The 26,538-nt window shown below is 68.6% G+C and carries 25 protein-coding genes; 7 read left to right on the forward strand and 18 right to left on the reverse strand.

Going from position 1 to position 26,538, the window contains the following annotated elements:
* Nucleotides 1-81: 81 nt before the first annotated feature.
* A complete protein-coding gene (locus tag UAJ10_RS14815; protein ID WP_322916057.1) occupies nucleotides 82-1,131 on the reverse strand; it encodes an outer membrane protein assembly factor BamD in 1,050 nt (349 codons plus the stop codon).
* A 289-nt stretch (nucleotides 1,132-1,420) separates the two neighbouring features.
* Between UAJ10_RS14815 and UAJ10_RS14820 the strand changes: the two genes are divergently transcribed.
* The 7 genes from UAJ10_RS14820 (at nucleotide 1,421) to UAJ10_RS14850 (ending at nucleotide 4,574) form a co-directional block, all read left to right on the forward strand.
* The gene (locus tag UAJ10_RS14820; protein WP_322916058.1) at nucleotides 1,421-2,344 is read left to right on the forward strand and encodes a hypothetical protein; all 924 of its coding nucleotides are present in this window, start codon (nucleotides 1,421-1,423) and stop codon (nucleotides 2,342-2,344) included.
* A 254-nt stretch (nucleotides 2,345-2,598) separates the two neighbouring features.
* Entirely contained in the window at nucleotides 2,599-2,736 is a 138-nt protein-coding gene (locus UAJ10_RS14825) for a hypothetical protein (protein ID WP_322916059.1), read from the forward strand.
* Nucleotides 2,737-2,769: 33 nt separating this feature from the next.
* On the forward strand, nucleotides 2,770-2,928 hold the full coding sequence (locus UAJ10_RS14830; protein ID WP_322916060.1) for a hypothetical protein: 159 nt from the start codon (nucleotides 2,770-2,772) through the stop codon (nucleotides 2,926-2,928).
* 370 nt (nucleotides 2,929-3,298) lie between these two features.
* Entirely contained in the window at nucleotides 3,299-3,436 is a 138-nt protein-coding gene (locus UAJ10_RS14835; RefSeq protein ID WP_186455583.1) for a hypothetical protein, read from the forward strand.
* Between the two features lie 70 nt (nucleotides 3,437-3,506).
* Nucleotides 3,507-3,638: a hypothetical protein gene (locus UAJ10_RS14840; RefSeq protein ID WP_322916061.1), complete on the forward strand. Its 132-nt coding sequence runs from the start codon at nucleotides 3,507-3,509 to the stop codon at nucleotides 3,636-3,638.
* Between the two features lie 596 nt (nucleotides 3,639-4,234).
* Nucleotides 4,235-4,372, forward strand: coding sequence for a hypothetical protein (locus UAJ10_RS14845; protein WP_186455583.1), 138 nt, complete (start codon nucleotides 4,235-4,237; stop codon nucleotides 4,370-4,372).
* Nucleotides 4,373-4,442: 70 nt separating this feature from the next.
* Nucleotides 4,443-4,574 carry a hypothetical protein gene (locus UAJ10_RS14850; protein ID WP_322916061.1) on the forward strand — a complete coding sequence of 44 codons (132 nt, stop codon included), beginning with the start codon at nucleotides 4,443-4,445 and terminating at the stop codon, nucleotides 4,572-4,574.
* Between the two features lie 173 nt (nucleotides 4,575-4,747).
* Here UAJ10_RS14850 and lpxC read toward each other — a convergent pair whose 3' ends face one another.
* From lpxC to UAJ10_RS14935, 17 genes are all read right to left on the reverse strand, one after another.
* On the reverse strand, nucleotides 4,748-5,704 hold the full coding sequence (gene lpxC / locus UAJ10_RS14855) for a UDP-3-O-acyl-N-acetylglucosamine deacetylase (protein ID WP_322916062.1): 957 nt from the start codon (nucleotides 5,702-5,704) through the stop codon (nucleotides 4,748-4,750).
* Between the two features lie 497 nt (nucleotides 5,705-6,201).
* Complete coding sequence (gene ftsZ / locus UAJ10_RS14860) at nucleotides 6,202-7,968, reverse strand: cell division protein FtsZ (protein WP_322916063.1); 1,767 nt, start codon at nucleotides 7,966-7,968, stop codon at nucleotides 6,202-6,204.
* A gap of 130 nt (nucleotides 7,969-8,098) precedes the next feature.
* Entirely contained in the window at nucleotides 8,099-9,376 is a 1,278-nt protein-coding gene (ftsA, locus tag UAJ10_RS14865) for a cell division protein FtsA (RefSeq protein WP_145749875.1), read from the reverse strand.
* Between the two features lie 14 nt (nucleotides 9,377-9,390).
* Nucleotides 9,391-10,341 carry a cell division protein FtsQ/DivIB gene (locus tag UAJ10_RS14870; RefSeq protein ID WP_322916064.1) on the reverse strand — a complete coding sequence of 317 codons (951 nt, stop codon included), beginning with the start codon at nucleotides 10,339-10,341 and terminating at the stop codon, nucleotides 9,391-9,393.
* On the reverse strand, nucleotides 10,329-11,261 hold the full coding sequence (locus UAJ10_RS14875; RefSeq protein ID WP_322916065.1) for a D-alanine--D-alanine ligase: 933 nt from the start codon (nucleotides 11,259-11,261) through the stop codon (nucleotides 10,329-10,331). The genes UAJ10_RS14870 and UAJ10_RS14875 overlap by 13 nt, the downstream gene beginning before the upstream one ends.
* A gap of 248 nt (nucleotides 11,262-11,509) precedes the next feature.
* Nucleotides 11,510-12,484: a UDP-N-acetylmuramate dehydrogenase gene (murB, locus tag UAJ10_RS14880; protein WP_416235368.1), complete on the reverse strand. Its 975-nt coding sequence runs from the start codon at nucleotides 12,482-12,484 to the stop codon at nucleotides 11,510-11,512.
* Nucleotide 12,485: 1 nt separating this feature from the next.
* Nucleotides 12,486-13,931, reverse strand: coding sequence for a UDP-N-acetylmuramate--L-alanine ligase (murC, locus tag UAJ10_RS14885; protein ID WP_322916066.1), 1,446 nt, complete (start codon nucleotides 13,929-13,931; stop codon nucleotides 12,486-12,488).
* Nucleotides 13,932-14,036: 105 nt separating this feature from the next.
* Nucleotides 14,037-15,128, reverse strand: a complete 1,092-nt coding sequence (gene murG / locus UAJ10_RS14890; protein ID WP_322917327.1) for an undecaprenyldiphospho-muramoylpentapeptide beta-N-acetylglucosaminyltransferase — start codon at nucleotides 15,126-15,128, stop codon at nucleotides 14,037-14,039.
* 11 nt (nucleotides 15,129-15,139) lie between these two features.
* The gene (locus tag UAJ10_RS14895) at nucleotides 15,140-16,264 is read right to left on the reverse strand and encodes an FtsW/RodA/SpoVE family cell cycle protein (RefSeq protein WP_145611499.1); all 1,125 of its coding nucleotides are present in this window, start codon (nucleotides 16,262-16,264) and stop codon (nucleotides 15,140-15,142) included.
* Nucleotides 16,261-17,673, reverse strand: a complete 1,413-nt coding sequence (murD, locus tag UAJ10_RS14900; protein ID WP_322916067.1) for a UDP-N-acetylmuramoyl-L-alanine--D-glutamate ligase — start codon at nucleotides 17,671-17,673, stop codon at nucleotides 16,261-16,263. Before murD ends, UAJ10_RS14895 begins: the two co-directional genes overlap by 4 nt.
* Nucleotides 17,674-17,682: 9 nt before the next feature.
* Complete coding sequence (gene mraY, locus UAJ10_RS14905) at nucleotides 17,683-18,765, reverse strand: phospho-N-acetylmuramoyl-pentapeptide-transferase (RefSeq protein ID WP_411861186.1); 1,083 nt, start codon at nucleotides 18,763-18,765, stop codon at nucleotides 17,683-17,685.
* A gap of 13 nt (nucleotides 18,766-18,778) precedes the next feature.
* Entirely contained in the window at nucleotides 18,779-20,248 is a 1,470-nt protein-coding gene (locus UAJ10_RS14910) for a UDP-N-acetylmuramoylalanyl-D-glutamyl-2,6-diaminopimelate--D-alanyl-D-alanine ligase (RefSeq protein WP_322916068.1), read from the reverse strand.
* Nucleotides 20,245-21,750, reverse strand: coding sequence for a UDP-N-acetylmuramoyl-L-alanyl-D-glutamate--2,6-diaminopimelate ligase (locus tag UAJ10_RS14915; protein ID WP_416235396.1), 1,506 nt, complete (start codon nucleotides 21,748-21,750; stop codon nucleotides 20,245-20,247). The genes UAJ10_RS14910 and UAJ10_RS14915 overlap by 4 nt, the downstream gene beginning before the upstream one ends.
* A gap of 123 nt (nucleotides 21,751-21,873) precedes the next feature.
* Nucleotides 21,874-23,625, reverse strand: coding sequence for a peptidoglycan D,D-transpeptidase FtsI family protein (locus tag UAJ10_RS14920; protein ID WP_322916070.1), 1,752 nt, complete (start codon nucleotides 23,623-23,625; stop codon nucleotides 21,874-21,876).
* Entirely contained in the window at nucleotides 23,622-24,320 is a 699-nt protein-coding gene (gene ftsL, locus UAJ10_RS14925; protein ID WP_322916071.1) for a cell division protein FtsL, read from the reverse strand. Before ftsL ends, UAJ10_RS14920 begins: the two co-directional genes overlap by 4 nt.
* A complete protein-coding gene (gene rsmH, locus UAJ10_RS14930) occupies nucleotides 24,317-25,300 on the reverse strand; it encodes a 16S rRNA (cytosine(1402)-N(4))-methyltransferase RsmH (RefSeq protein WP_322916072.1) in 984 nt (327 codons plus the stop codon). The genes ftsL and rsmH overlap by 4 nt, the downstream gene beginning before the upstream one ends.
* Nucleotides 25,297-25,791 carry a division/cell wall cluster transcriptional repressor MraZ gene (locus UAJ10_RS14935; protein ID WP_322916073.1) on the reverse strand — a complete coding sequence of 165 codons (495 nt, stop codon included), beginning with the start codon at nucleotides 25,789-25,791 and terminating at the stop codon, nucleotides 25,297-25,299. Before UAJ10_RS14935 ends, rsmH begins: the two co-directional genes overlap by 4 nt.
* Nucleotides 25,792-26,538 lie beyond the last annotated feature (747 nt).

Below are 26,538 nucleotides of genomic sequence, written 5' to 3' on the forward strand. Positions count from 1 at the left end.
GGCGCTCTTTAGACGACAAGGGCCCCGGACTGGTCTGTCGCCGATCCGGAGCCCGCTGTCGGGATATGATTTTTCTAGGACTTAATCGCCGAAAAGCCAACCCAAGAAGCCACGGTCCTTGCTTTCCTGGCGGGGCTTCTCGCCCTTGTCGTCGGTCTTCTGGTCCGTCGCCTTCTGGTCGGGCGCTTTCAGGTCGGTCGGCTTGGCGTCGGGCTTGTCCACGGCCGGTGCCGTCTGGCCCTCGGGTGCCGCGACCGGCGCGCCGGCGCGGGGGCCGGCCGCCGGGGTTGCCGCCGGCGTGTCGGCGGGCTTGGCCGTCAGGTTGACCGGGATGACGCGCGGCTTGGGCAGGTCCTTCACCAGATCGTAGGTGTTCTGGTACCAGTCGCTGCCCGGGTAGTTGTAGCCCAGGACGGCGGCGGCCTTGCGCGCCTCATCCAGCATGCCCAGCGACAGGTAGACCTCCACCAGGCGGTGCAGGGCCTCCGGCACATGGCTGGTGCTCTGGTACTGGTCCACCACCTGGCGGAAGCGCTTCATGGCCGCCAGGTTCAGGCCCACGCTCTGGTAATAGCGGCCGATGTCCATCTCCTTACCCGCCAGGTGGTCGCGGGTCAGGTCGATCTTCAGCTTGGCGTCGCGGGCGTAGGGGCTGGTGGGGAAGCGGCGGATGACCTCTTCCAAGGCCTTCAGCGACTGCACGGTCGGCGTCTGGTCGCGCCGCACGTCGGAGATCTGCTCATAATAGCAGAGGCCCTTCAGGTAATAGGCGTAGGCGACGTTGGGGTTGCCGGGGTGCAGGCTGATGAAGCGGTCCAGCGACCCGACGGCCTCATCGTATTTGTTGGCCTGGTAATAGGCGTAGGCGGCCATCAGCTCGGCGCGCATGGCCCAGGTCGAATAGGGGTGCTGCTGCTCCACGGCGCCGAACAGCAGGGCCGCCTTCTGGTATTCGCCGCGATCGATGGCGTTGCCGGCTTCGGAGTAGATCTGCTCCACCGGGCGTTCGATGTAGGGCGCCTCCTTCTCATCGCTGGAGCAAGCCGCGACCGCGAGCAGCGCCAGGGGGGCGGCGAGCGGGACCAGACGGCGGAGGCGACGGGGCGACAAGGCAATGCGAAGGAAGGACAAGGGCATCTTCTCGGAGCGGAATAGGCGGCGGGATGCGCGACGGCGTGTTATAGCACGGGTCAGCCGCCCGTCGCCAAGCGGCACATTGTCGGCTTGGCAGCGAAATTTTTCCCGGGGCGCCCCCGTTGGCGGCCCCGGCACCCGGCGCGCCCATCCTACACGGGTGGATAGGATGGGGGCTGGCGGATCGTTTTTACATCGACACCCGGCCGCGTTCGGGGGTGGATGTAGGGTGGGTCAACCGCTAGATTCCTTGATTGTCGCCTTTCCAGGACAGTTCCTCACCACCATGCCCGACAAGACGGCCAAGCCCAGCATTACGGAATTCAACTTCGCGCACCCGGCGTTGTGCCTGCCCAATTCCTTCTTCACGCTCAGCCATGGCGAGCCGGTGCTGCAGATCGACCTGGGCGACGCCCGGGGCGCCATTCCCCTGCGGCAGGTGGCGCAGATGTTCTCCCTCTCCCCCGAAAGCGGCGACGGCCAGCTGCTGGGCATGATCGCGCAAAGCCTGCGCTTCGTGCGCATCATCCATAACGGCGACCGCATCCCGTCGGAAATCGTGGATGGCACGGCCTCCTGGACCATCGAGTCCCGCCACCGCGACATGGCCTTCATCAAAATCGGCGGGTCGCTGCTGAAGGCCATCGCCGGCGCCCGCGCCGACGCGACCGCCGCCCTGGATGAGAGCGAGGAGGCCAAGCGCCGCATGCGCGAGCAGGCGGCCGAGATCGCCGCCCTGGTGGGGGTGGCGACGGAGCGCAAGCAGGAGGTGGTGGATAGGGTGGAGGTCCTGGCCAACGAGTTGGCCTTCCTGGAGGCGCTGCGCGAGTATTTCAAGCCGGTGTTCGACATCGGTCGCAAGCTGCGCGAGATGCAGAAGCTGGCGCGTGGCGATCGCGAGCTGGACCACCAGCTGCGTCGCATCCAGTCGCTGCTGAAGGTGCCGGTGGAAAAATACCGCGCCTGGTTCGATGAGGTCGAGGCCGGCACGGGCGAGGCCGTGGCCGCGCTGAAGCAGTTCGAGGGCACGGTCGCCATGCTGCGCCGGCACCGCGACAACCTGCACTTTGAAACCCTGGCCTGGGAGGACCTTCCCCAGCGCTGGAAGACGCTGGATCCGGCCAAGGATGAGGCGATGCTGGAGATCGGTCGCCTCTATCGCTTCCTGGCGTCGCGCTATCTCGACACCAAGGTGTGGTTCGGCGGCTGACAGCGGCTGTCGGAAGGCCACTGTCCGGCGATGAACGGTCCGCTCTGTCCGCAGACGGACAGTGGGCGATTCCGGACGCTGAAATGGTAGTCATATTCGCCAATTGTGGCGAATGCGGCCATTTAGTGGCGCGACCTGGTCAACGACCCATAAACCTTTAACCAAGAACGACTGAATTCCGCGGCTTTCGGTGGTTGGCACACCCCTTGCTGATAAGGGAGGCATCAACCCACCACCCTCCGATGGAGATCAAGATGTCGTCCTTCAATGCCGCGCCCCGCACCGCTTCCTTCCGTTTCTTCAAGTATCTGCCCAGCACCGAGGCGATCGAGACCGTCGCCATGCTGGCCGTGGCGCTGGTGATCAGCGTCAGCGTGAACACGATGCTTTGAACCAACTATATCAGCCGAAGGGATACGAAGATCATGACCACCCGGACCGTCAACGCCGCGCACAGCACTGATACGGCAGGCCTGGCCGACCGCCTGGCCGCGATCCTGCCCCGCGCCGCCGCCGTGGTCGAAACCACCGGTATGCTGGCCGTCGCCGCCGTCATCGCGCTGTGCATCAACGCCATGCTGTAAAGCCTACAGGAATACGCGCGCCGCCCCCGTGCGTCATAAAGGGGGGCGGCGCTGGCCGGATCGCCGGCACAACCGAAAAGGCCTTCTTCCCTGTGTTGGGAAGAGGGCCTTTCGCTTTTGGGCCTGGCGCTTTCAGGGCGTGCGCCAACGGTCAGGGGAAAGTGTCCGCAAACGGACAGTGTCCGCCGCCGTGCAAATGGAGATAGCCTATTCTCAGACTAAATCGCCACTGCGGCCAATTTTTGGTGGCGCCATTGCGCGAGTGTGTTGTGTGGGGGCGCAAAGTCCAGGATTTCCGCCATTTTGGCCAGTTGGCACGACCTTTGCTCTTATAGGGACATCACCGACCAACGCACCGATGGAGATAGAGATGACCGCCTTCGCCGCTTCCAGCCGCACCGCTTCCTTCCGCTTTTTCAAGGTGTTGCCCGACATCGCCGTCGTCGAGGGCGTGGCCATGATGGCCGTGGCCCTGCTGATCGCCGCCAGCATCAACGCCATGCTGTAAGCCGACCCGGAACCTTCCATCACCGACCATCGCCCGACCAGCGATCATCTATAACAAGGGGACAAAGATCATGACCACCGTCACCGCCACCGAGACCGCCGTCACCACCGGCCTCTATGCCCGCCTGTCCGCCTTCGTCGAGGCCGCCGGCATGCTGTCCGTCGCCGCCGTCATGGCCCTGTGCATCAACGCCATGCTGTGACGCCACGCTGATCAAGACGCGCGCCCCGCCGTGGTTGGGGCGCGCTGGCCGGGGTTCCGGCGCAATCGAAAAGGCCTTCTTCCCGGATGGGGAAGAGGGCCTTTCGCTTTTGGCCTCATGGCGCGGCGCAACGACCCTCTTCTAAAACCAAACACCCAGCGTCTCGCCGCGTCGCATAAGGGCGCAAGCGGCTTGTATGCCACGGCGGGCGGCACGTCGACGGTGTAGTCTCGCCCATCGGCCCCCCCCTTCAAAGCTGCGGCCCAGGGTGCCGATAGGCTGCCAATGCCGCGGGAAGTCCTGAGGCGTCGTTTCCTGGGCCAGGAGGATTCCATAGGTGGAGTGGCCGCCGCGCCCGGCCGAACCGTACGCGGGCGAACAGGGGCGGTGTCCGTAAACGGACAGTGTCCGCCGCCGTCCAAATGGAAATAGCCCTTTCTCAAACTAAATCGCCATTGCGGCCAATTTTTGGTGGCGCCGTAACGCGAGGGTGTTGGATGCGGGCGCAAAGTCCAGGATTTCCGCCATTTTGGCCAGTTGGCACGCCCCTTGCTCTTATAGGGACATCACCGACCAACGCACCGATGGAGATAGAAATGACCGCCTTCGCCGCTTCCAGCCGCACCGCTTCCTTCCGCTTTTTCAAGGTGTTGCCCGACATCGCCGTCGTCGAGGGCGTGGCCATGATGGCCGTGGCCCTGCTGATCGCCGCCAGCATCAACGCCATGCTGTAAGCCGACCCGGAAGCTTCCATCACCGACCATCGCCCGACCAGCGATCATCCATAACAAGGGGAAAAAGATCATGACCACCGTCACCGCCACCGAGACCGCCGTCACCACCGGCCTCTATGCCCGCCTGTCCGCCTTCGTCGAGGCCGCCGGCATGCTGTCCGTCGCCGCCGTCATGGCCCTGTGCATCAATGCCATGCTGTGAGCCGGCGAACATCAGCCAGACCTGGCGGCCGGGCGCACCGGCCGGAAACGGAAAAGGCCTTCTTCCCGGATGGGGAAGAAGGCCTTTTCGTTTGAGGCTCAGTGATTGGTGTTATGTTTGATTTTGGTGCTTGTTGGCCGGACGGACGGCGGCGTGGTTCGTCTAATAGGGTGTCAGGCGGTGGCGGCCAGCAACGGCTGTTCCCAGGCCGGGACGAAGGCCGCATCGATCTCCTCGACGATCTCGTAGGCGGAGGCGTCGGCGAACAGCGCGCGCAGCAGCTTGTTGTTCAGGGCGTGGCCGGAACGGATGCCGGAGTAGTGGCCGACGATGGCGTAACCCGCCATGTACAGGTCGCCCACGGCGTCCAGGATCTTGTGGCGCACGAACTCGTCGTCGAAACGCAGGCCGCCCTCGTTCAGGACGCGGTCGCCGTCGATGACGATGGCGTTGTCCATGGAACCGCCCCGGGCCAGGCCGGCGCGGCGCAGCATGTCCACTTCTTGCAGGAAGCCGAAGGTGCGGGCCTCGGCCACCTCATCCTTGAAGCTGTCGGCTTCCAGGCGGACGAAACCCTCCTGGCGGCGCACGGCGGCGCTGGCGAAGTCGATCTCGAACGCGAAGCTGGAGCCCAAGGCCGGGGTCAGGGTGGCCACCTTCTCGCCCTCCACCACCGACACGGGGCGCAGCACGCGGATGACGCGGCGGGCGGCGTCCTGCTGGGTGATGCCGGCGCACTCAATCAGGAAGACGAAGGGGGCGGCGCTGCCGTCCATGATGGGAACCTCGGCCCCGTCCAGGTCGATGAACAGGTTGTCGATGCCACAGCCGCGCAGGGCGGACATGACATGCTCAACCGTGCCCACCGTGGCGCCCGTGGCATTGGCGACCACCGTGCACAGGCGGGTGTCGACCACCGCGTCCCAACGGGCTGGCACGGCCACCTGGGCTTCAGTGGCACCACCGCGCAACAGATCCACGCGGCGGAAGACGATACCTGTGTTCACCGGCGCCGGGCGCATCGTCATGGCAACAGGCAGGCCGGAATGCAGGCCGACACCGGTGCAATTGATGGGGGCCTTCAGCGTCTGCTGGCGGGCGGCGGTGATGGGTTCACGATCGGCGTACACGGTTCCAACTTCCTTATTCGGCCGTGATACGGTCGGGCCGGGGCCTTTCCTGCATCACGTGCGCCCCAGGGTTATATCCACCGGGGACTTTGCGTTCGGACGGGGGGAGGCGGGCGGGGCGGTCCAACCGTGACCACCTCAATCGCGATGCGCGGGTCCTGCCATCCACGTCCGGCGACCGGTCCGGCTAGCGGTCGAATGATCGACCCTGCCGCCTTGCCGCCTTCGGCTGTGACGCTGGCTCCGGTGTTTAATCGCGTGTTGCGGTGCATCCAAAGCCGAACGTCACGCTGCCTAAGTAACAACGGAGGCGCCAGGCTTCAAATCACTCTTTGTTACCGAATGTTACGTGAAGCCATGCGTATCTACCTGAGCACAAATGCAAATTCGCCTTTTTTCCGCCGCAAATGAAAAGGGCCGCCTTCCCGTGGGAAGCGGCCCTTCACATGATGCAATGCAGTGACGTCAGTCACACGCGTGCCGGCAATTCGGCACCGTCAGTTCGCCTGGCGGCGCAGGAACGCCGGAATATCCAGCGAGCTGTCCTCACCCGGCGCGCGGCCCAGGCCGGGCTCCTGATGCACGGCCGGCTGCTGGCGGGGGGCCGCCTGCGGGGCCGGGGCGTGCTGCTGCGCCGGCTGCGGATGCTGGACCTGCGGCGCGTGCTGCTGGGGGGCGTAATGCGCGGCGGGGGCGGGCTGGCGCGGCGCCGGCTGCGGGTGCTGGACCTGCGGGGCCGGGGCCGCCTCATCACCGCCGAAACCGAACATGCGCTGGAAGATGCCCTTCTTGCGCGGCTCCGCCTGCGGCGGGGTGTAGCGGTCGGGGTTGGGGGCGCCCAGGCGCGGGCCCGCCTCCGCCGGACGCGGCGGGATGAAGCCGGCGCCGCTGCGCTCGCCGCGTAGGGCACCGGGGGCGGGGGCGCGCATCGGCACCTCTGTCCGCGGGGCCGGCTGCTCGGCCACGGGCTCCGGCGCCATCTCGGCGGCCGGGGCCGCCACCGGGGCGGGGGCCGGCTCGACCGCCGGGGTGAAGGGCGCCGGGGCGGGCACGGCCATCTGCGGCGCGGGCTGGGCCGACGCCATAGGGGCCGCAAGCGGGGCCGGGACAGCCGGGGCGGCGGCCGTCGGCGCCACCGGCGCCGGGGTCAGGGCGGCGTGGTAGCTGGCGCCGGCCGGGCGCACAGGCGTGCTGACCGAGGGCGTGGCCACCGGGGTGGGCGCACGGCGCACCGCGTTGGTGCTGACCACCGACAGCTGCGGGGCGGCCGGCTGCTGGCGCGGCTGCTGGCCGGCCAGGGTCTCGATGCCCGTCGCCACCACGGAGACGCGCATCTTGCCGTCCAGCTGGGCGTCGAAGGTGGAGCCGAAGATGATGTTGGCGTCGGGGTCGACCTCGTCGCGGATGCGGTTGGCCGCCTCGTCCACCTCGAACAGGGTCATGTCGTAGCCGCCGGTGATGTTGATCAGGACGCCGCGGGCGCCCTTCATCGACACGTCGTCCAGCAGCGGGTTGCTGATGGCGGCCTCGGCGGCCTCCACGGCCCGGCGCTCGCCGGTGGCCTCGCCCGTGCCCATCATGGCCTTGCCCATCTCCGTCATCACGGTGCGGATGTCGGCGAAGTCCAGGTTGATCAGGCCGGGCATGACCATCAGGTCGGTCACGCCGCGCACGCCGGAGTGCAGCACGTCGTCGGCCATCTTGAAGGCGTCGGCGAACGTGGTCTTCTCATTCGCCACCCGGAACAGGTTCTGGTTGGGGATGATGATCAGGGTGTCGACGTAGCCGGCCAGCTCATTGATGCCGGACTCGGCGATGCGCATGCGGTGCGCGCCTTCGAAGTGGAAGGGCTTGGTCACCACGCCCACGGTCAGGATGCCCTGTTCCCGCGCGGCGCGCGCGATCACCGGGGCGGCACCCGTACCCGTGCCACCGCCCATGCCGGCGGTGATGAAGCACATGTTGGTGCCTTCGAGGTAGGAGAGGATCTCCTCCAGCTGTTCCTCGGCGGCGGCGCGGCCCACATCGGGGCGCGAGCCGGCGCCCAGGCCGCGGGTGATGGTGCTGCCCAGCTGCAGGCGCTTGGTGGCCTCGCTGCCGGTCAACGCCTGCGCGTCGGTGTTGGCGACCACGAACTCCACCCCTTCCAGGTTGGAGCGGATCATGTTGTTGACGGCGTTGCCGCCGGCGCCGCCGACACCGAACACGGTGATGCGCGGGCGGGTCAGCACTTCCACCGGCGGAATGGTGACTTTGATGGTCATGGCGTTGTCCCCTCTGCGGAGCGTCCGGAATACGGTGCGGTTAGGTCTTGGGTCGGTTTCGTCGGTCTTCGGCCGGGACATCGCGGTCGCGATGGCGGCGGCCTGTATCTCTTGGGGGCGGTTGCCGGGGTCATAGATTGTCCCTCAACCAGTTGCCCATGCGGCCCAGCCAGCCGCTGCCGCTGGGCTCCATCAGGGGGGCCAGGGCCGGGGCCTCGGCATGTTGCTGCACGGCGTAGGCCAGCAGGCCCGCCGCGGCGGAGAAGGCGGGGCCGCCCACGGATTCCGCCAAGCCGCCGATACGCAAGGGGCGGCCTAGGCGCACCTGCTTGTCCAGCACCTGCTGGGCCAGTTCGCGCATGCCCGGCAGCTGGCTGGCGCCGCCGGTCAGCACCACGCGGCGGCCGGCCAGCTTGGCGAAGCCCGAGGCGTCCAGGCGGCCGCGCACGAACTCGAACACCTCTTCCAGCCGGGGCTGGATGATGCCAACCAGCAGGGACTTCGGCACGTGGTGGGCCTGAGCCCGGTCCTCCTCCCCGATCTGCGGCACGTCGATGATCTCGCGCTCATCCGACGGGGCGGGCAGGGCGCTGCCATACAGTGTCTTCAACCGTTCGGCATGGGCCAGTGGCGTGGTCAGGCCGCGGGCGATGTCGCTGGTGACATGGCTGCCGCCGATGGGCACGCTGTCCGTCCACACCATCTTGCCGTCGAAGAAGACGGAGATGCTGGTGGTGCCGCCGCCCATGTCGATCAGGGTCACGCCCAGGTCCATCTCATCCTCCACCAGGCAGGACAGGCCCGCGGCGAAGGGTGACATGACGAAGCCTTCCACGCCCAGGTGGCAGCGGCCGACGCAGGAATTCAGGTTGCGTACCGGGCCGGCGGCGGCCGTCACCACGTGCAGGCGCACGCCCAGCCGCTCCCCCACCATGCCGCGCGGGTCGCGGATGCCGCTGGACCCGTCCACCGTATAGCCCACGGGGATGGAATGGATCAGCTCCGCATCCGCCGAGACGTTCAGGTTGCGGGCGTGGGCCAGGGCGCGACGCAGATCGTGGTCGGTGATCTCGGAGCCGGAGATGCCCGTCTCCACCGTCAGGGTCTGGCTTTCCGGCTGGCCGCCGGACAAGCCCACCAGCACCTCGCGGATCTGTTCGCCGGCCATGGTCTCGGCCGCGTGCACGGCCGTGCCGATGGCGGTCTCGGCCGCCTCCATGTCCACGATGGCGCCGGCGCGCACGCCGCGCGACACCTGGTGGCCAATGCCGACCACGCGGATGGAGCCGGGCTCCTCCACCCGGGCGATGAAGCACACGACCTTGCTGCTGCCCACGTCCAGCGCCGCGATGGTGCCGCCGCGCGCCACGCGCTTGGGCTTGGACCGGCCGGTTACGGTGAATGCCATGGTCTGGTCCGCCCTCAGTTCTTCTTCGCCGCGGCCTGGCGCTTCTTGTCCGCGGCCTTCGCCGCCGCCTTGGCCGCGATGGCGGCAGGCGAGGATTGGACAACAAGCCGGTCCGGCACGCGCAGGTCGATGGCGACCACGTCGCGCTCCAAAATCTTGTCCGACGCCTCAAGCGCGGCCAGCTGGTGCACGGCCGCCTCGAAATTCACTTCCGGTAGCCGCACTTCCAGGCCGCCCTTCAGGTGCAGGTCCCAGCGGCGGGCGCCCACCAGTACGGCGGCGTCGACGCGCGACTGGATGGTGGGTTCGGACGCCAAGGCCGCCAGCAGGGCGCGGCCCTGCTTGGGCGCGCCCTCGCCCACCAGGATGGGCAGGTTGGGGAAGTGGTCCAGGTTATGGTCGGTCAGCACCGTGCCCTCGGCATCCACCAGGGCCAGCTTCTGCTCATGCTGCCAGATGGCCATGGGCTGGCGTTCCGTCAGCACGACGAACAGGGTGTCGGGCAGGCGCCGCTCGATGCGGGCGCTGGCGATCCAGGGGATCTGCTCCAGCTGCTTGCGTGCGGCGTGCGGGTCGAAGCCCAGGATGGGCGAGCCCCGCTCAATCCCCAGGGCCGCCAGTACCTGGGCGCCGTCGGTTTCCTTGCGCCCCTTGACCAGCACTTCCTGCACCTGCAGGCCGCCGCGCGCGGTCACGTCCAGGAAGGCGGCGTCCACCGCGTTGCCCGCCGCCGCCAGTTTGCCGCTGGTCCACCCCCAAAGCACAAGGCCGCCGACCAGGGCCAGCGGCACGAGGGTGGTGGCCCGGCGGCCCAGGAACTGCTGCCAGCGCGGGACGGCGCGGCGGCGGTTGGCGGCCTGGGCGGCCTTCTGCGTCGTCCGCCGCGTCTCATACGCGATGCGGCTGCGCGGGGTGTCGCCTTCGGGGAACAGCCCGGGGCTGGAGGGGTGGGTTACCCGTGGCATGCCGCGTGCTCCACAATCCAGCCGCACAGGTCGGCATAGCTGAGGCCAACGTAGGCCGCCTGTTCCGGCAGCAACGACAGGGGCGTGAAGCCCGGCTGGGTGTTGGTTTCCAGGAAGCACAGCCCGGTCACGCCGGGCTTGCCGTCGTCCCAGCGGAAGTCGCTGCGGCTGACGCCGCTGCAGCCCAGGGTCTGGTGGGCCAGCAGGGCCAGGCGCTTGGCCTCCTCCGCCACCTCGGCCGGGATCTGGGCCGGACAGACGTGGACGGCGTGGCCCTCGGTGTACTTGGCCGTGTAGTCGAAGAACTCGGTGCTGGCCACGATCTCGGTCACGGTCAGGGCGCGCTCGCCCACCACGCCCACGGTCAGCTCGCGGCCGGGGATGAACTTTTCCACCATGACCGTGTCGCCATAGACCCAATGCTCCGCCTCGATGGCGGGGCCGTTATGGCCCGCGCGCACGATGCGCACACCGACGCTGGAGCCTTCATCCACCGGCTTGATGACGTAAGGCGGTTCCATGACGTGGCCGGCCAGCACCGCGTCGCGGGTGGCGATAACGTCCTGGGCGATGGGCATGCCCACGGTGCCCAGCACGCGCTTGGTCATGGCCTTGTCCATGGCCACGGCGGAGGCCATGACGCCGGAATGGGTGTAGGGCACGCCCAGGTACTCCAGGACACCCTGGATCGTGCCGTCCTCGCCGCCCCTGCCGTGCAGGGCGTTGAAAATGACGTCGGGCTTGGGCGTCAGGGCCGCCAGCAGGCCGGCCAGGTCGCGCTGCACATCCACGGCGCGCACGACATATCCCTTGGATTCCAAGGCGGTGACGATGGACGCCCCGCTGACAAGCGACACCTCGCGCTCGGCAGACCACCCGCCCATCAGGACGGTGACATGCTTAGGCTGGTGACCACTCATCAAACAGCTCCCTATCGGCTGAGGCGGTTCAGCCAGGCGACACAATCCCTAGAGGATAGCCCACCTTTGCAGAACCGCTGGGAAACGCAACATTTTGTGAGTTTCTTGGCGCCTCTTTTTGAAAACCGCTAGCTATAGCGTTGAAATGTCCAGGCCGGTGCAACCGGGGTATAACTACCCGTAGTCCTTCCCTATGTCCTCCGGACGGGTCGAAAAACGACTCGGCCGCCAGCGCTCGCCGCACCCGCTCAGGACTGATTCGCGGGCGCTCCAACCGTCTCCAATGGCACCCCGATGCGGCGAATTTCCCAGCGCAGGGTGATGCCCGTCGTCTCCAGGACGCGGCGTCGCACTTCCTCACCCAGGGCCTCGATATCGGCCGCGGTGGCGTCGCCCAGGTTCAGCATGAAATTGGCGTGCTTTTCCGACATCTGGGCGCCGCCGACCACCAGGCCGCGGCAACCGGCCTTGTCCACCAGCGCCCAGGCCTTCTCACCGGCTGGGTTGGCGAAGGTGGAGCCACCGGTGCGGGCACGCACCGGTTGGCTGGCGGCGCGAGCGGCCGCGATCTCTTCCATGCGGGCCTGGATGGCGGCCTTGTCGCCGGGCGTCCCGCGCAGGGTGGCGGCGGTGAAGATCACGTCCTCGGGCACGCCGCAGTGGCGGTAGGTCAGGTGCAGGTCGTCGCGGCCGTAGACATGGCGGCGGCCCTGGCGGTCGACGCCCACGGCGTCTTCGATCACGTCCACCGTCTCCCCACCATAGGCGCCGCCGTTCATGCGGATGGCGCCGCCGATGGTGCCGGGAATGCCGGACAGGAATTCCAGGCCGGACAGGCCGGCCGCCTGCGCCGTCTGCGCGACTGTCAGGTCCAAGGCGCCAGCGCCGGCGCCGACCCGCTCGCCCTCGACGGAAACCTGGGCGAAGCTGCCGCCCAGGCGGACGACCACGCCGCGCACGCCGCCGTCGCGAACCAGCAGGTTGCTGGCGACACCGATGACGGTGACCGGCACGTCGGCCGGGCAACCGGCCAGGAACTGGGCCAGGTCGTCCTCGTCCGCCGGGCGGAACAGCACGTCGGCCGGGCCGCCCACGCGGAACCAGGTCAGGGGGCCGAGTGGGGCGTCGGGCGTCAGGCGGCCGCGCACGGACGGCAGGCGGCGCAGCAGGGCGGTGCCCCGGCTGTCCCCACCCTCATCCATCATGCGCGGTTCCGCCATCATGTCAGCCCTGGCTCCCCCCGTGATGCGACCCGGGGATGGCCGTGCCGAACAGGCGGTCCAGTTCCGCCGGCAGGCCGTTGGCCCAGTTGGTGATGTTGCCGGCGCCCAGGCAGACCACCAGGTCGCCTGGCCGCGCCATGTCGCGGATCATGGACGGCAGCGCCTCGGGCGAGGGCAGGGGCAGGGCGTGGCGGTGGCCGTGGGTGCGCAGGCCATCGACCAACGCCTCCTTGGTGACGCCGGTGATGGGCGTCTCACCGGCGGCATAGACATCGGCGACGATGACGGCGTCGGCGTCGTTGAAGCAGGTGCAGAATTCCTCGAACAGGCTCTGCAGGCGGGTGTAGCGGTGGGGCTGGACCACGGCGATGGTGCGGCCGGTGCCGGCGGTGCGGGCGGCACTCAGCACGGCCGCGATCTCCACCGGGTGGTGGCCGTAGTCGTCGATGACGACGATGCCGTTGCTCTCGCCCGTCTTGGTGAAGCGGCGCTTCACGCCCGAGAACTTGGCCAGGCTCTGGCGGATGCTGTCGTCGTTGATGCCCATGTTCAGGGCGACGGCGATGGCGGCCAAGGAGTTCTGCACGTTGTGCAGGCCGTACATGGGCAGGTGCAGGCCGGTGATGGTCCGCTCCTCCCCCGCCACGCGGTCGGAGACGACGACATCGTAGAAGGCGCCCTGCACCGTGGTTTGCAGGTTGGCGGCGCGCAGGTCGGCCTGGGGGTTGAAGCCGTAGGTGACGATGCGGCGGTCCACCCGGCTGATCAGGGCCTGCACCTCGGGATGGTCGATGCACAGGGCCGCGAAGCCGTAGAACGGGATGTTCTGCACGAACTGGTCGAAGGCCTCGCGCGCCTTGTCGAAGGTGCCGTAGAAGTCCAGGTGCTCGGGATCGATGTTGGTGACCACGGCGATGGTGGACGGCAGCTTGGTGAAGGTGCCGTCGCTCTCATCCGCCTCGACCACCATCCAGTCGCCGGAGCCCAGCTTGGCGTTGGTCCCCAGGGCGTTGATGATACCGCCGTTGATGATGGTGGGGTCGAAGCCGGCGCCGTCCAGCAGGGCCGACACCAGCGAGGTGGTGGTGGTCTTGCCGTGCGTGCCGGCGATGGCCACCGACCACTTCAGGCGCATCAGTTCCGCCAGCATCTCGGCGCGCCGCACCACGGGGATCAGCGCCGCGCGGGCGGCCATGACCTCGGGGTTGTCGCGCTTCACGGCGGAGGAGATGCAGACGACGGCGGCGTCGCCCAAATTCTCCGCCCGCTGGCCGATGGACACGGGAATGCCCAGGTCGCGCAGGCGTTTGACGTTGTAATTGTCGGCCAGGTCGCTGCCCTGGACGGAATAGCCCAGGTTGTGCAGCACCTCGGCGATGCCGGACATGCCGATGCCGCCGATGCCCACGAAATGAATGGTGCCGATGGACAGGGGCATCGCCCTCATTGGCCGTCTCCGCTGCGATAGGGGGATTGCGCGCGGGTCCAGCCCGCGGCGGCGGGACCATAGGCGAAGGGCGACACCGGGGGAAGCCTGTCTTATGAGGGGTGCTCATGCGGCGGCCCTCCCGCCACGGGCGACGTCCAGCACCGCGTCGGCCAGGCGCGCGGCCGCGTCCGGAATGGCGAAGGAGCGGGAACCGGCGGCCGCCAGGATCAGCGGCGCCGGGTCGTCCAGGAAGGCCGCCAGGCGCTCGGCCAGGGCCTCGGCGGTGAATTGGGCGTGCGGCACCAGCCAGGCGCCGCCGGCCTCGACCAAGGCCTTGGCGTTGGCGGTCTGGTGGTCGTCCATGGCCTGCGGATAGGGCACCAGGATGGCGGGTCGGCCGGCAACGGCCAATTCCGCCACCGTTCCGGCACCGGAACGACATATGGCCAGGTGGCAGGCGTCCAGCCGGCCGGCCATATCGCGGAAGAAGGGGGCCAGTTCCACGTCGACGCCCAGGCCGGCGTACCCCTCCCGCGCCTGCTCCATGGTCTCCGGCCGGGCCTGCTGCTTGATGCTCAGGCGCAGGCGGTGCTCTGGCGACAGGCGGGCGACGGCGGCGGGCAGGATGGTGCTGAAGACGGAGGCGCCCTGGCTGCCCCCCGTCACCAGGACGGACAGGGTGCCGGTGGGGGCGATGTAGGGCCGGTTGGCCAGGTCCAGGATGGCGGGGCGCACGGGGTTGCCGGTGCGCACGCTGGCCACGTGGCGGGGCAGGCCGCTGACCTGGGGGAAGGAGGTGGCGATCAGCCGCGCGCCGCCGGCCAGCATCTTGTTGGCCCGGCCCATCACGGCGTTCTGCTCATGCACCACCACGGGGATGCCCAGGCGCTGCGCCGCGAACACCGTGGGGACGGAGGGGTAGCCGCCGAAGCCCACCACCACGGCGGGCTTCAGATCCTTCAGGATGCGGCGGGCCTGCATCGTGCCGGCCAACAGGGACAGGGCCGTGCGCGCCTTGGACACCAGTCCCCGGCCGGGCGTGCCGGCGCTGACCCGGTGCACCGGGATGTCGGACAGGCCCTCGCCGAAGGCGTGGCCGCGGGTGTCGGTCACCAGCACGACGGGCAGGCCCCGGGCCCGCAGGGTGCGGGCCAGCGCCTCCGCCGGGAACAGGTGGCCGCCGGTGCCGCCGGCCGCCAGGACGATAGTGCCCATGGGGGAAGCGGTCACGGTAGGTCCCCCTGGCCGAAGCGCTTGCGGGTCAGGGCCAGCAGCATGCCGACGCCGATGCCCAGCGCGATCAGGGACGAACCGCCATAGCTGATGAAGGGCAGGGTCATGCCCTTGGTCGGCATCATGTGCAGGCTGGAGGCCATGTTGATGCAGGCCTGCAGGCCGAACTGCATGGCCAGGCCGGCCGAGCCCAGCATGACGAACAGGCTCTGCTCGCCGTACGCCCGGGCGAAGCTGCGCATCACGACCACGCCGAACAGCAGCACGATGAACAGGCACCACAGCATGCCCAGCTCCTCCCCCGCCACGGCGAAGATGAAGTCGGCATGGGCGTCGGGAATGGTCATCTTGACGGTGCCCTGGCCGGGGCCGGTGCCCCACAGGCCGCCGTGCTGGAAGGCGTCCAGCGCGCGCTGGACCTGGTAGTTGTCGCCGGCGGCGGGATCCAGGAAGCGGTTCACGCGGCTTTGCACGTGCGGGAACAGGAAATAGGCGCCGACCAGGCCGGACAGGCCGCAGACCACCAGCACCGCCACCAGCAGGATGGGCAGGCCGGCGATGAAGAACTGGCCGAACCATACGGCGCTGACCACGAAGGTCATGCCCAGGTCGGGCTGCATCAGCAGCAAGGCGACGATCATCAGGTAGAAGACAATGCAGACGCCGAAGTAGACCACGTTGTTGGTGTGCCGGGCCTGGGCGAACAGCCAGGCGGCGACCACGGCGAAGGCCGGCTTGATGAATTCCGAGGGCTGGACGGACAGGCCGGGCAGGTGGATCCAGCGCGTGGCGCCCTTGATCTGCACGCCCGACACCAGGGTCAGGGCCACACCCACCAGCGACAGCAGGAACATGATCATGGCCATGCGCCGCACACCCTTGGGCGACAGCAGCGACACGCCCACCATGACGATCAGGGTGGGGATCAGCATCATCACGTGATGCTGGATGAAGTGGAAGTTATCCAGGCCGATACGCTCCGCCACCGGCGGGCTGGCGGCCTGGATCAGCACCACGCCGATGGTGGCGATGAGGAAGACGGTGGCCAGGGTCCAGCGGTCGACGGTCCACCACCAGCGGCCGATGACGGATTGGTCGGTACGCGACAGCGTGATCATGACGCCCCGTCCTTTCCGGTTTCCAACTGGCGCACGATGCGGACGAAGGCGTCGCCCCGCACTTCGAAATTGGGATACTGGTCGAAGCTGGCGCAGGCGGGCGACAGCAGCACCGTGCCGCCGCCGGCTTCTTTCGCCATCGCGTAGGCGGCCGGTACCGCCTGGTCCAGGGTGCCGTAGCGGCCGTAGCTGACCTTGCCCTCCAGCCAGGGGGCGAATTCCTCCGTCGCCTCGCCGATCAGGAAGGCGTGGCGCACCCGGCCCATGAAGGGTTCCAGGCCGCTGAGCCCACCCTCCTTGGCCTTGCCGCCCACGATCCAGTACATGTCCTCGTAGCAGCCCAGGGCCTTGGACGCCGCGTCGGCGTTGGTGGCCTTGCTGTCGTTGACGAAGCGGATGCCGTCGATGGTGGCGATGGCCTGCTGGCGGTGGGCCAGGCCGGGGAAGGCGCGCATGGCCTCGGCGATCACTTCGGGCGCCACGCCCACGGCGAGGGTGGCGGCGTAGGCGGCGCAGGCGTTCTGCCAGTTGTGGCGGCCGGGCAAGGCCGCGCACCGGCGCAGGTCGACCACGGCCAGGGCCTGGCCCTCGGTATCGTCCACCAGCACGCCATCGGCGGCGTGGACACCGCCCGGCACCGGGCGTTCCGAGGAGATGCGGATGACCCTGCGCCCGCCCTCTGCTTCCAGGCTGTCGGCCATGGCGGCGGTGTTGGGCTCGTCCACGCCCAGGATGGCGACGGGCGGGGCCTTCGACGGGTCGCGGGCGCCCGGCTGGAAGATCAGGCGCTTGGCGGCGATGTAGCCGTCCATGCCGCCGTGGCGGTCCAGGTGGTCGGGCGTGATGTTCAGCAGTACGGCGGCATCGAAGCCCAGGGAGGGCGTCAGCTCCAGCTGGTAGCTGGACATTTCAAGGACGTACACGTCGCCCTCGCCCAGCGCCGGGAAGGTCAGGACGGGGATGCCCAGGTTGCCGCCCACGGCCAGGGTGCGGCCAGCATGGGCCAGGATGTGCCCGGTCAGGGCGGTGGTGGTGGATTTTCCGTTGGTGCCGGTGATGCCGATGTAGGCGGCGTCCGGTTGGGCCAGACGCAGCAGTTCCACATCGCCGATGATGGGCACACCCGCATCCTTGGCCCGGGCCGCCACCGGGTGCGGCGCCGGGAAGGTGTGGGGAATGCCGGGCGACAACACCAGGGCGGCGACCCCGGCCAGATCGGCCTCATGCAGGTTGGTCAGTGGGATGCCGGCGGCCTCCGCCGCCTTCTGGCCTCCGGCGCCGTCGTCCCAGGCCAGGACCTCAGCCCCGCTGGCGGCCAGCACGCGCGCCGCCGCCAGGCCGGACCGCGCCAAGCCCATCACCGCCACGCGGCGGCCTTTGAGGGAGGGAAGGAGGATGGGCTGGGACATGGGCGGGGCTTAACGCAGCTTCAGGGTGGACAGGCCGGCCAGGGCCAGGATGACGGCGATGATCCAGAAACGGATGACGACGGTGGGCTCGGACCAGCCCTTCTTTTCGAAGTGGTGGTGCAGCGGCGCCATGCGGAACACCCGCTTGCCCGTCATCTTGAAGCTGGCGACCTGCACGATGACCGATACGGTTTCCAGCACGAACAGGCCGCCGATGATGGCCAGCACCAGCTCATGCTTGGTGATGACGGCGACGGTGCCCAAGGCACCACCCATGGCCAGCGAGCCGGTGTCGCCCATGAACACCATGGCCGGCGGCGCGTTGAACCACAGGAAGCCCAGGCCGGCGCCCACCAGGGCGCCGCAGAACACCGCCAGCTCACCCGTGCCGGGCACGTGGTGGATCTGCAGGTAGTTGGCGAAGACGGCGTTGCCCGAGAGGTAGGCGATCAGGCCGAAGCTGGCGGCGGCGATCATGATGGGCACGATGGCCAGGCCGTCCAGGCCGTCCGTCAGGTTCACCGAATGGCTGGATCCCACGATGACGAACACGGCCCAGGGCCCGAACAGGAAGCCCAGGGGGATCAGCACGTCCTTCAGGAAGGGCACGGCCAGGCTGGTGTCCAGCGGGCTCTGCGCCACATGCAGGTACCAGGCGGTGGCGACACCGGAGACAGCGATCATCGCCACCATCTTGCCCCGGCCCGACAGGCCCTTGGTGTTGCGCTTGGTCAGCTTCAGGAAATCGTCGCCGAAGCCGACCAGGCCGAAGCCCACCGTCACCAGCAGCACGATCCAGGTGTAGGCGTTGGTCACGTCCACCCACAGCACGGTGGAGATCAGGACCGAGATCATGATCATCAGGCCGCCCATGGTGGGCGTGCCCTTCTTCTTCAGGTGCGTCTCCGGCCCGTCGGTGCGGATGGGCTGCCCCGATCCCTGCATGGACTTCAGCCAGCGGATGACGCCCGGGCCGATGACGAAGCTGATGATCAGTGCCGTCAGCATGGCCCCGCCCGTCCGGAACGTGATGTACCGGAACAGGTTGAATAGCTGGAAGTCGTCGGCCAGCGGGAACAGCAGATTGAACAACATGGGACGGGTCTTAGCTCCCGGAGACGGCGGCGGAGGAGGAAGAGGGGGTAGGATGGTCCAGGGCCTTCAGGGCGTCGACCACCAGCGCCATCCGGCTGCCGGCGGATCCCTTGACCATGACGATGTCGTTGGCGCGCACGGCCGCGCCCACCAGGGGCGCCAGCTCGGCGCTGGTGTCGGCGTGGGCGCCCCGGCGCTCAGACGGTAGGCGGTCGAACAGATGGCGCATGTGGGGGCCGCAGGTGAAGACCAGGTGCACGTCGGCGGCCACCAGCGCGTCGGCCAGGCCGGCGTGCAGCCTGGGGGAGTCCGCGCCTAGTTCCAGCATGTCGCCCAGCACCGCCACGCGGCGGCCGCCCGGGCCCGGCTGTGTATGGCCCAGCACGTCGGCGGAGGCCGCCACCGACACGGGGCTGGCGTTGTAGCTTTCGTCGATCAGGGTCAGGCTGCCGCCACCATGGGGATGGGTGGGCAGAGGCACGGTTTGGCGCACGCCCCGGCCCTTGACGGGCGCCAGGGTGGCCAGGGCCTGGGCGGCGGTGGCGATGTCGCCGCCCGCGGCCGACACGGCCAGCAGCACGGCCAGGCTGTTCAGCGCCTGGTGGCGGCCGGGCACGGCCAGGGTGTAGCGGATGACCTGGTCCTGGATCTCGGCCGTCACGTCGCTGCCGGTCTGGCCCAGATCCAGGTCGATCAGGCGGGCGTCCGCCCCGGCGGTGGCGCCGAAGCTCAACACGTGGCCGATGCCTTGGGTGCGGGCGGCGGCAAGCAGGCGGGCGTATTGCGGATTGTCCCGGTTCAGGATGGCCGTGCCCTGGCGGGACATGCCCTCGAAAATCTCGGCCTTGGCGTCGGCGATGCCCTCGATGGAGGCGAAGAACTCCAGGTGCACCGCCTCCACCGTGGTGATGATGGCGATGTCCGGCCGCGCCATGCGCGACAGGGGACCGATCTCACCCGCGTGGTTCATGCCCATCTCGAACACGCCATAGCGCGCATCGGCCGGCAGGCTGGCCAGCGACAGGGGCAGGCCCAGGTGGTTGTTCAGGTTGCCTTCGGTGGCGAAGGTGGGGCCCAGGGCGCCCAGCGCCGCGCGCAGGAATTCCTTGGTGCTGGTCTTGCCGACGGACCCGGTGACGGCGATGACCTTGGCGGCGGTGTTCAGCCGCGCCACCCGCGCCAAATCCTCCAGGGCCGCCTGGGTGTCCTCGACCACCAGCAGGGGCGCGTCGGCGGCGATGCCGTCCGGCACGTGGCCCACCAGGCAGGCGGCGGCCCCGCGCTGCAAGGCCATCTCGACAAAGGCGTGGCCGTCGAAATTGGGGCCCTTCAGCACCACGAACAGGTCACCGGGGTTCAGGGTGCGGGTGTTGATGGAAATGCCGGTGGCGGCCCAATCGGCCCCCTGCACGCGGCCGTTCGCGGCGGCGGCGGCATCGGCCGCCGTCCACAGCACGTTCCTGGTCGGGGTCGCGGTCATGCCGTCCCTCCCGACATCCCATTGGCCGACATCCCGCTGGCCGGCATCCCACTGGCCAAGCCCAGCACGCCGCGGGCGACGGCGGCGTCGTCGAAGGGACGCACCTCCTTACCCACGATCTGGCCCTGCTCATGCCCCTTGCCGGCGATGACCAGCACGTCGCCGGCCTTCAGGTCCCCGATGGCCAGCGCGATGGCGGCGGCGCGGTCGTCCACCTCGGTGGCGCCGGGGCAGCCGGCCAGCACTTCCGCCCGGATGGCGCCGGGGATCTCGGTGCGCGGGTTGTCGTCGGTGACGATGACGCGGTCGGCCAGGCGGGCGGCGATGGCGCCCATCATAGGACGCTTGCCCCGGTCGCGGTCGCCGCCACAGCCGAAGACGACGGAAAGGCGGCCCTCGGCATGGGGCCGCAGGCTGTTCAGCACCGTCTCCAGCCCGTCGGGCGTGTGGGCGTAGTCGACATAGATGGCGGCGCCGTTGTCCAGCGTCGCCACCAGTTCCAGCCGGCCGCGCACGCCATCCAGCTGTGACAGCAGCCCGGCGGCGGCCTGTGGTTCCGCCCCGCTGCCGATGACCATGCCCAGCGCGCACAGGGCGTTCCACACCTGGAAGCGGCCGACCAGCGGCAGGACGATGTCGTGGCGGGCGCCCATGACCTCCAGGGTCAGGGCCTGGCCTTGGGGCAGGGGACGCAGGGCCTTCACCGCCAGGTCGCGCCCCTGCTCGCCAAAGCCGATCAGGGTCTGCTTGCGGGCGCGCACCAGGTCGGCCAGGGCCTGGAATTCGGGGATGTCGGCATTCACCACGGCCGTGGCCCCGCGCGGCATCACCCGGTCGAACAGCATGGCCTTGGCCTTGAAGTAGGCCTCCATGGTGCCGTGGTAATCCAAATGGTCGCGGGTCAGGTTGGTGAAGCCGCCCACGGTGACCAGCACGCCGTCCAGGCGGAACTGGTCCAGGCCGTGGCTGCTGGCCTCCATCGCCAGGTGGGTGACGCCGCCCTCGGCCAGGCGCGACAGCGTGCTGTGCAGCGCCACCGGGTCGGGCGTGGTCAGGCTGTCCTCACGCGGGAAGCCGGGGGCGATCAGGCCCAGGGTGCCCATGGCGCCGGCCTGGTACCCCTGCAGGGACCACATTTGGCGGGTGAACTGCGCGGTGGAGGTCTTGCCATTGGTGCCGGTGACGGCGGCGATGGTGGCGGGCTGGCGCTTGTAGAAGGCGGCCGCCAGCAGGGCGAAGCGCCGCCGGGGATTGGCGTCCTCGATCAGGCTGACGGGATGAGGCAGGTTTTCAGGCAGCGTGGTTCCCTTGGGCGCCAGCACGGCCACGGCGCCGGCGGCCACCGCCTGGGGAATGAAGTCCCGCCCGTCGCGGGCGCTGCCCGGCATGGCGGCAAAGAGCATGCCCGGCTTGACCGCGCGGCTGTCCGCGGTCAGGCCGGTGATCTCGGGGTCCCGTTCCAGGGCCAGCGCCGATACGGCGATTTCGGTGCGCGATGCCATCAGATCGGTCAGACGCAAGGGTCCCTCTCACACGTGATGCCGGGGCGGGTTGATAGCGCGCGGCCCGGCATCGGTCGACCCCCACCTTACGGTGCCCTGTCGTGTGGGTTTCAGGGGGGGTGGTTAGTTGATGGTCATGGCCTGCAAAACCTCGGGGTCGTTGCGGACCACCGGCTTCACCCCCAGCAGGGGTGCCGCCTGCCAGACGATGCGCTGCACCGCGGGGGCGGCGACCCAGCCGGCGGTGGCGAAGCCGAAGCTCTTCTTGTTGCCATGCGGCTCATCCACCATGACGAACACCACATAGCGCGGATCGTTCATGGGGAAGGCGCCGGCGAAGGAGGTGCGCAGCGACTTGTGGGCGTAGCCCTTGCCGCTGACCTTCTCGGCGGTGCCGGTCTTGCCGCCCACCAGATAGTCCAGCGTGTCCGCCGCCTTCAGATCACCGGTGCCGAAGGCCGTCTTGCCCGTGCCCTCGGTCACCACCAGGCGCATGAGCTTGCGCAGGATGGCCGAGGTCTGGGGCGAGATCACACGGGTCTCGGGGATCTCGGCGTTGGGGTCGCGCTTCAGCAGGGTGGCCGGACGCATGATGCCGCCGTCGACCACGGCGGCCACGGCCGAGGACATCTGGATGGGGCTGACGGAGATGCCGTGGCCGAAGGCGACGGTCAGCAGGGTGGTGGGGCGCCAGGGGTTGGGCACCAGCGGGCCGCCGACCTCGGGGATCTCCAGCGACGGGGCCTTCAGCATGCCGAAGCGGCCCATGTACTCCCGCTGCACGTCGATGCCGAACTTCTCCGCCATCTTGGCGGAGCCGATATTGGACGACTTGCGAAAGATATCGACCACGTCCATCCAGTAATTGACCGGCTCGTCGTCATGGATGGTGAAGCGGCCGATCTTCAGGGGGTGGCTGGTGTCGAAAGTCTCGTGCAGCTTCACCGTGCCGGTTTCCAAGGCGATGGCGGTGTTCAGGATCTTGAACACCGAGCCCATCTCATAGACGCCCAGGGTGGCGCGGTTGAACTTCGACTCCTCGTGCATTTCCCCGGGGTTCTGGGGGTCGAAGTCGGGCAGGCTGACCATCGACAGGATTTCGCCCGTCTTGATGTCCATGATCAGGCCGGCGCCGCCGATGGCGTTGAAGTCCTGGATGGCCTGGGTGATTTCCTTGCGCACGATGTGCTGCAGGCGGACGTCGACGGACAGGCGCAGCGGCTCCGACTGTTCGCGCAGGCGCTTGTCGAACGACTGCTCGATACCCATCAGGCCGTTGTTGTCGATGCCGGTCAGGCCGATCAGGTGGGCGGTCAGGCTGCCCTGCGGATAGATGCGGTGCTCCTCCTGCTGGAAGAACACGCCGGGGATGCCCAGCTTGTTGACCTCGAATTCCTGGCGGGGTGTCAGGTTGCGCTTGATCCAGACGAAGCGCTTGTCGCCCTTCAGGTCCTTCAGCACCTGGCGATAGTCCAGGTCCGGCAGGGTGGCCACCAGCTTGCGGGCGGCTTCCTCCGCGTCGATCACCAGCTTGGGATCGGCATAGGCGGACGCGGTGGCCAGCGAGGTCGCCAGCAGCACGCCGTTGCGGTCGGTGATCTCCGCCCGGGTGACGGGCAGGGGGCGGGCGGTGGTGTTCTCCGCCACCGGCGGTTCCGCCTCGCGGCTGAACACCATGGTGTCGGCCAGGCGCACGCCGATGGCGCCCAGCACCAAGGCGAACAGGGCGGCCGTCACCACAAGGCGCGACCGGCCCTGCTCCAAGGCGTGGCTGGTGGGGTTGTTCAGGCGGACCCTGCCTTCCGACCTGGGGGCCTGGATGCGCTCCATGCCCGCGATGTCGAAACCGGTCAGGGAAAAGGGCGCGTCACTCATCGGGCGGCCCCCAGCTTGGCGCTCAGGGTCTGCTCCGCCATCAGGATGGGCTTGGTCTTGGACTTGGCGGCGCTGGCGGAGGCGAGGGTGACCTTGCCGCCGGTCTTGTCGGCGGCGTCCAGGCTGGCCATTAGGGCGCCGATGCTGTCCACGCGCTCAGGCTGCTTAGCCGCCTTCACGGTGGGGGCCGGCTTGCCGGCGGTGGCCTTCACCGGGGTGGGCGCCTGCACGTCCGGCGCCTTCAGCGCCACGACCTGGGCCTTGGGCGCGGGCGCCGGGGCGGCCTGGGCCACGGCGACCTGTACGGCGGGGGCGGCCGGCGCCACGCTGGCGACGTAGGTGGACTCCGGCGCCGGGGCGGCCCCCGGGGCGGGCTTCGCCTGGTCCGCCGGCGCGCCGGGAACCGGCGCGGGCGCCTCCGGCTTCACCGGCACGGCGGCCAGGGCCACCATCTGCTCCGCCTTGGTGGGGCGCAGGGTGGAATGCTCGGTCGCCAGCCGCTCCAGCCGGGTGGGATCGTTCAGGTAGGCCCATTCGGCGCGCAGCACCTGGATGGACTGCTGCTCCTGCGCGATCTGCCGGTTGAGGGAGGCCAGGTGCTCCTGCTCCTCCTGCACGCGATAGCTGGTGTGGTAGAGGATGCCGCTGGCGACGGTGGCGAGGCACAGCCAGACGAGCGTGGACTTGCCTATCATGCTGCTTCTCCCATGGGCCAAGCGGGGGCGTTGGTGCGTTCGGCGGCGCGCAACCGAGCGGATCGGGCGCGCGGATTGTGGCGAAGTTCGGGTTCGCTGGGGGTAACCCCGCTGCGCCCCAGAAGGCGGAAGGTGGGGGCGGGGCCGCTGTGGGCGGCCGGCATGTGGCGCGACGGCGCGCCCTCCGACCCGCTGCGCTGGCGCAGGAAGTCCTTCACCCGCCGGTCTTCCAGGGAATGGAAGGAGACGACGGCCAGATGGCCGCCGGGCGCCAGCACCCGCTCGGCGCCGGCCAGGCCGCGGTCCAGCTCCCCCAGCTCGTCATTCACGTGCAGGCGCAGGGCCTGGAAGCTGCGGGTGGCGGGGTCGATGCCGTCCTTCTTGGACCGGGGAACGACGCCGCGGATGATGTCCGCCAGCTGCGCCGTCGTCTCGATTCGCGATGCGGCGCGGGCGGCCACGATGGCGCGGGCCACGCGACGGGACAGGCGCTCCTCGCCCAGACGCCACAGGATGTTGGCGATGTCGGCCTCGGCGTAGTCGTTGACCACGTCGGCGGCGGTGGGACCGCTCAGGCTCATGCGCATGTCCAGCGGGCCGTCGAAGCGGAAGGAGAAGCCGCGCGCCGGGTCGTCGATCTGGGGGGAGGAGACGCCGATGTCCAGCGCCACGCCGTCCACCGGGCCGATGCCGTGGGCGGCCAGCAGCTCGGCCATGTCGCCGAACCGGCCCTCGATGATGCGCAGGCGGCCGGGGAAACGGGCCAGCAGGGGTTCCGCCCGCTTGATGGCGGCCGGGTCGCGGTCGATGCCGATGACCTGGCAATCCGCCGCCTCCAGGATGGCGCGGGTATAGCCGCCGGCGCCGAAGGTGCCGTCGACATAGACGCCGCCGTCACGCACGGCCAGGGCCGCCAGCACCTCGGCCAGCAGGACGGAGATATGGACCTGCGGCCCGCTGGTGGTCGCGGTCTCGCTCACTGCGTACCCCCGCCATTGGATCCGGCCGCCAGGACCGAGTTGGTGCGGGCCAGGATGGTGGACAGCGAGATGTTCTGGGCGCGGCTGCGGTCGCGGCTGGCGGCTTCATGGGCCGACAGGGCGTCGGGGTCCCAGATCTGGAAGGTGTGGCGGCGGCCGACGAAGGCGGCACCTTCGGTGATGCCGGCGAAGGCCAGGAAGTTTTCCGGCAGCACGATGCGGCCCTCGGGATCCAGGGCCAGGCGGACGGACCCGCCGAACACCGTGGTCTCGATCAGGTCGCGCATGTCGTCGGGCATGTTGGGGTTGTCCAGCGCCTCGGACAGGCGATCCATATAGTCGACGCTGCAGGCATCGATGGCGTTGGCCTGCAGGGACCGGAAGACGATCAGCTCCGTCTGTCCACCAAGGACGCCGCGGAAGGAAGACGGGACTGAAACCCGACCCTTCTTGTCGACCTTGTTCACATATGTGGACAGGAACAAGCCCATCGATCCCCGCGTCTCCAGCGCCTCCGCGCCCCACCCGATCCGGCACCAGCCCCAGCTTCAGAATGCGTCGCTCGTCCGGGTAAGACCGGATAGGCATGCGCGCCCTGTTTTTGGGTCCATATGGGGTAGCATGGGAACTTATGGGCGTCAATGGGATGACTCGGCTCAATGCTTGTCCACAGGGAGTTTTTCCACAGTTGTGGAAAACGTTCTTCTTGCGGACGCATCTAAATCGAACGGGTAGGTTCTGGCGCCATATATTCGTGGGTTTCCGCCGAATCTAATAGCCTTCGGATAGGAGATACCTATCCTGTGGATAAGGGGGGTCGTCAGGCGGCCGTTAGTGAAACGGCGCCCAAATCTTTTGGATAAGCCACCTTGGTTATTCGGGTGTTGGTTTTAGGCCCAAGTACTCGTCGGTTCAGGGCCCAGCACCAAATATGGTAAGGGAAAGGTCATAGGCCGCCATATCTAGGCGCCGAGGAAGCTTTCACCGCCCTTTCCCATGAATTCCCATGCGGCGCCCAAAACCGACCAAAAATCCCATGCCGTCCCATCCCGGCATGGAGTCACTGGATTTGTGACGGGATTTCCCATGCCGTCCCACCTGCCCGGCCGGCTTGGTCAGCCTGCCGGATGCCGGCGTGTTTCAACCGCGGTCACGGCCGCTTTCATGTCCTGGGTGACTGATGCCGCGCTCCCCGGCGATGTGTTCCGCGCCCCACCCGCAGGCGTCTTGGGTGATGC

Source organism: Nitrospirillum guaranorum (genome assembly GCF_034653275.1).
In the GTDB taxonomy this organism is placed as follows: Bacteria; Pseudomonadota; Alphaproteobacteria; order Azospirillales; family Azospirillaceae; genus Nitrospirillum.

Coding starts and splice junctions, on each gene's coding strand:
- ftsL (WP_322916071.1), bottom strand. CDS start 24,320: ATGATAGGCAAGTCCACGCTCGTCTGGCTGTGCCTCGCCACCGTCGCC.
- UAJ10_RS14820 (WP_322916058.1), top strand. CDS start 1,421: ATGCCCGACAAGACGGCCAAGCCCAGCATTACGGAATTCAACTTCGCG.
- murD (WP_322916067.1), bottom strand. CDS start 17,673: ATGTCCCAGCCCATCCTCCTTCCCTCCCTCAAAGGCCGCCGCGTGGCG.
- UAJ10_RS14895 (WP_145611499.1), bottom strand. CDS start 16,264: ATGATCACGCTGTCGCGTACCGACCAATCCGTCATCGGCCGCTGGTGG.
- UAJ10_RS14850 (WP_322916061.1), top strand. CDS start 4,443: ATGACCACCGTCACCGCCACCGAGACCGCCGTCACCACCGGCCTCTAT.
- UAJ10_RS14840 (WP_322916061.1), top strand. CDS start 3,507: ATGACCACCGTCACCGCCACCGAGACCGCCGTCACCACCGGCCTCTAT.
- UAJ10_RS14835 (WP_186455583.1), top strand. CDS start 3,299: ATGACCGCCTTCGCCGCTTCCAGCCGCACCGCTTCCTTCCGCTTTTTC.
- ftsZ (WP_322916063.1), bottom strand. CDS start 7,968: ATGACCATCAAAGTCACCATTCCGCCGGTGGAAGTGCTGACCCGCCCG.
- UAJ10_RS14845 (WP_186455583.1), top strand. CDS start 4,235: ATGACCGCCTTCGCCGCTTCCAGCCGCACCGCTTCCTTCCGCTTTTTC.
- UAJ10_RS14830 (WP_322916060.1), top strand. CDS start 2,770: ATGACCACCCGGACCGTCAACGCCGCGCACAGCACTGATACGGCAGGC.
- UAJ10_RS14935 (WP_322916073.1), bottom strand. CDS start 25,791: ATGGGCTTGTTCCTGTCCACATATGTGAACAAGGTCGACAAGAAGGGT.
- ftsA (WP_145749875.1), bottom strand. CDS start 9,376: ATGGCATTCACCGTAACCGGCCGGTCCAAGCCCAAGCGCGTGGCGCGC.
- UAJ10_RS14910 (WP_322916068.1), bottom strand. CDS start 20,248: ATGACCGCGACCCCGACCAGGAACGTGCTGTGGACGGCGGCCGATGCC.
- UAJ10_RS14825 (WP_322916059.1), top strand. CDS start 2,599: ATGTCGTCCTTCAATGCCGCGCCCCGCACCGCTTCCTTCCGTTTCTTC.
- UAJ10_RS14875 (WP_322916065.1), bottom strand. CDS start 11,261: ATGAGTGGTCACCAGCCTAAGCATGTCACCGTCCTGATGGGCGGGTGG.
- UAJ10_RS14915 (WP_416235396.1), bottom strand. CDS start 21,750: ATGGCATCGCGCACCGAAATCGCCGTATCGGCGCTGGCCCTGGAACGG.
- UAJ10_RS14920 (WP_322916070.1), bottom strand. CDS start 23,625: ATGAGTGACGCGCCCTTTTCCCTGACCGGTTTCGACATCGCGGGCATG.
- murG (WP_322917327.1), bottom strand. CDS start 15,128: ATGGGCACTATCGTCCTGGCGGCCGGCGGCACCGGCGGCCACCTGTTC.
- murB (WP_416235368.1), bottom strand. CDS start 12,484: ATGATGGCGGAACCGCGCATGATGGATGAGGGTGGGGACAGCCGGGGC.
- UAJ10_RS14870 (WP_322916064.1), bottom strand. CDS start 10,341: ATGCCACGGGTAACCCACCCCTCCAGCCCCGGGCTGTTCCCCGAAGGC.
- murC (WP_322916066.1), bottom strand. CDS start 13,931: ATGAGGGCGATGCCCCTGTCCATCGGCACCATTCATTTCGTGGGCATC.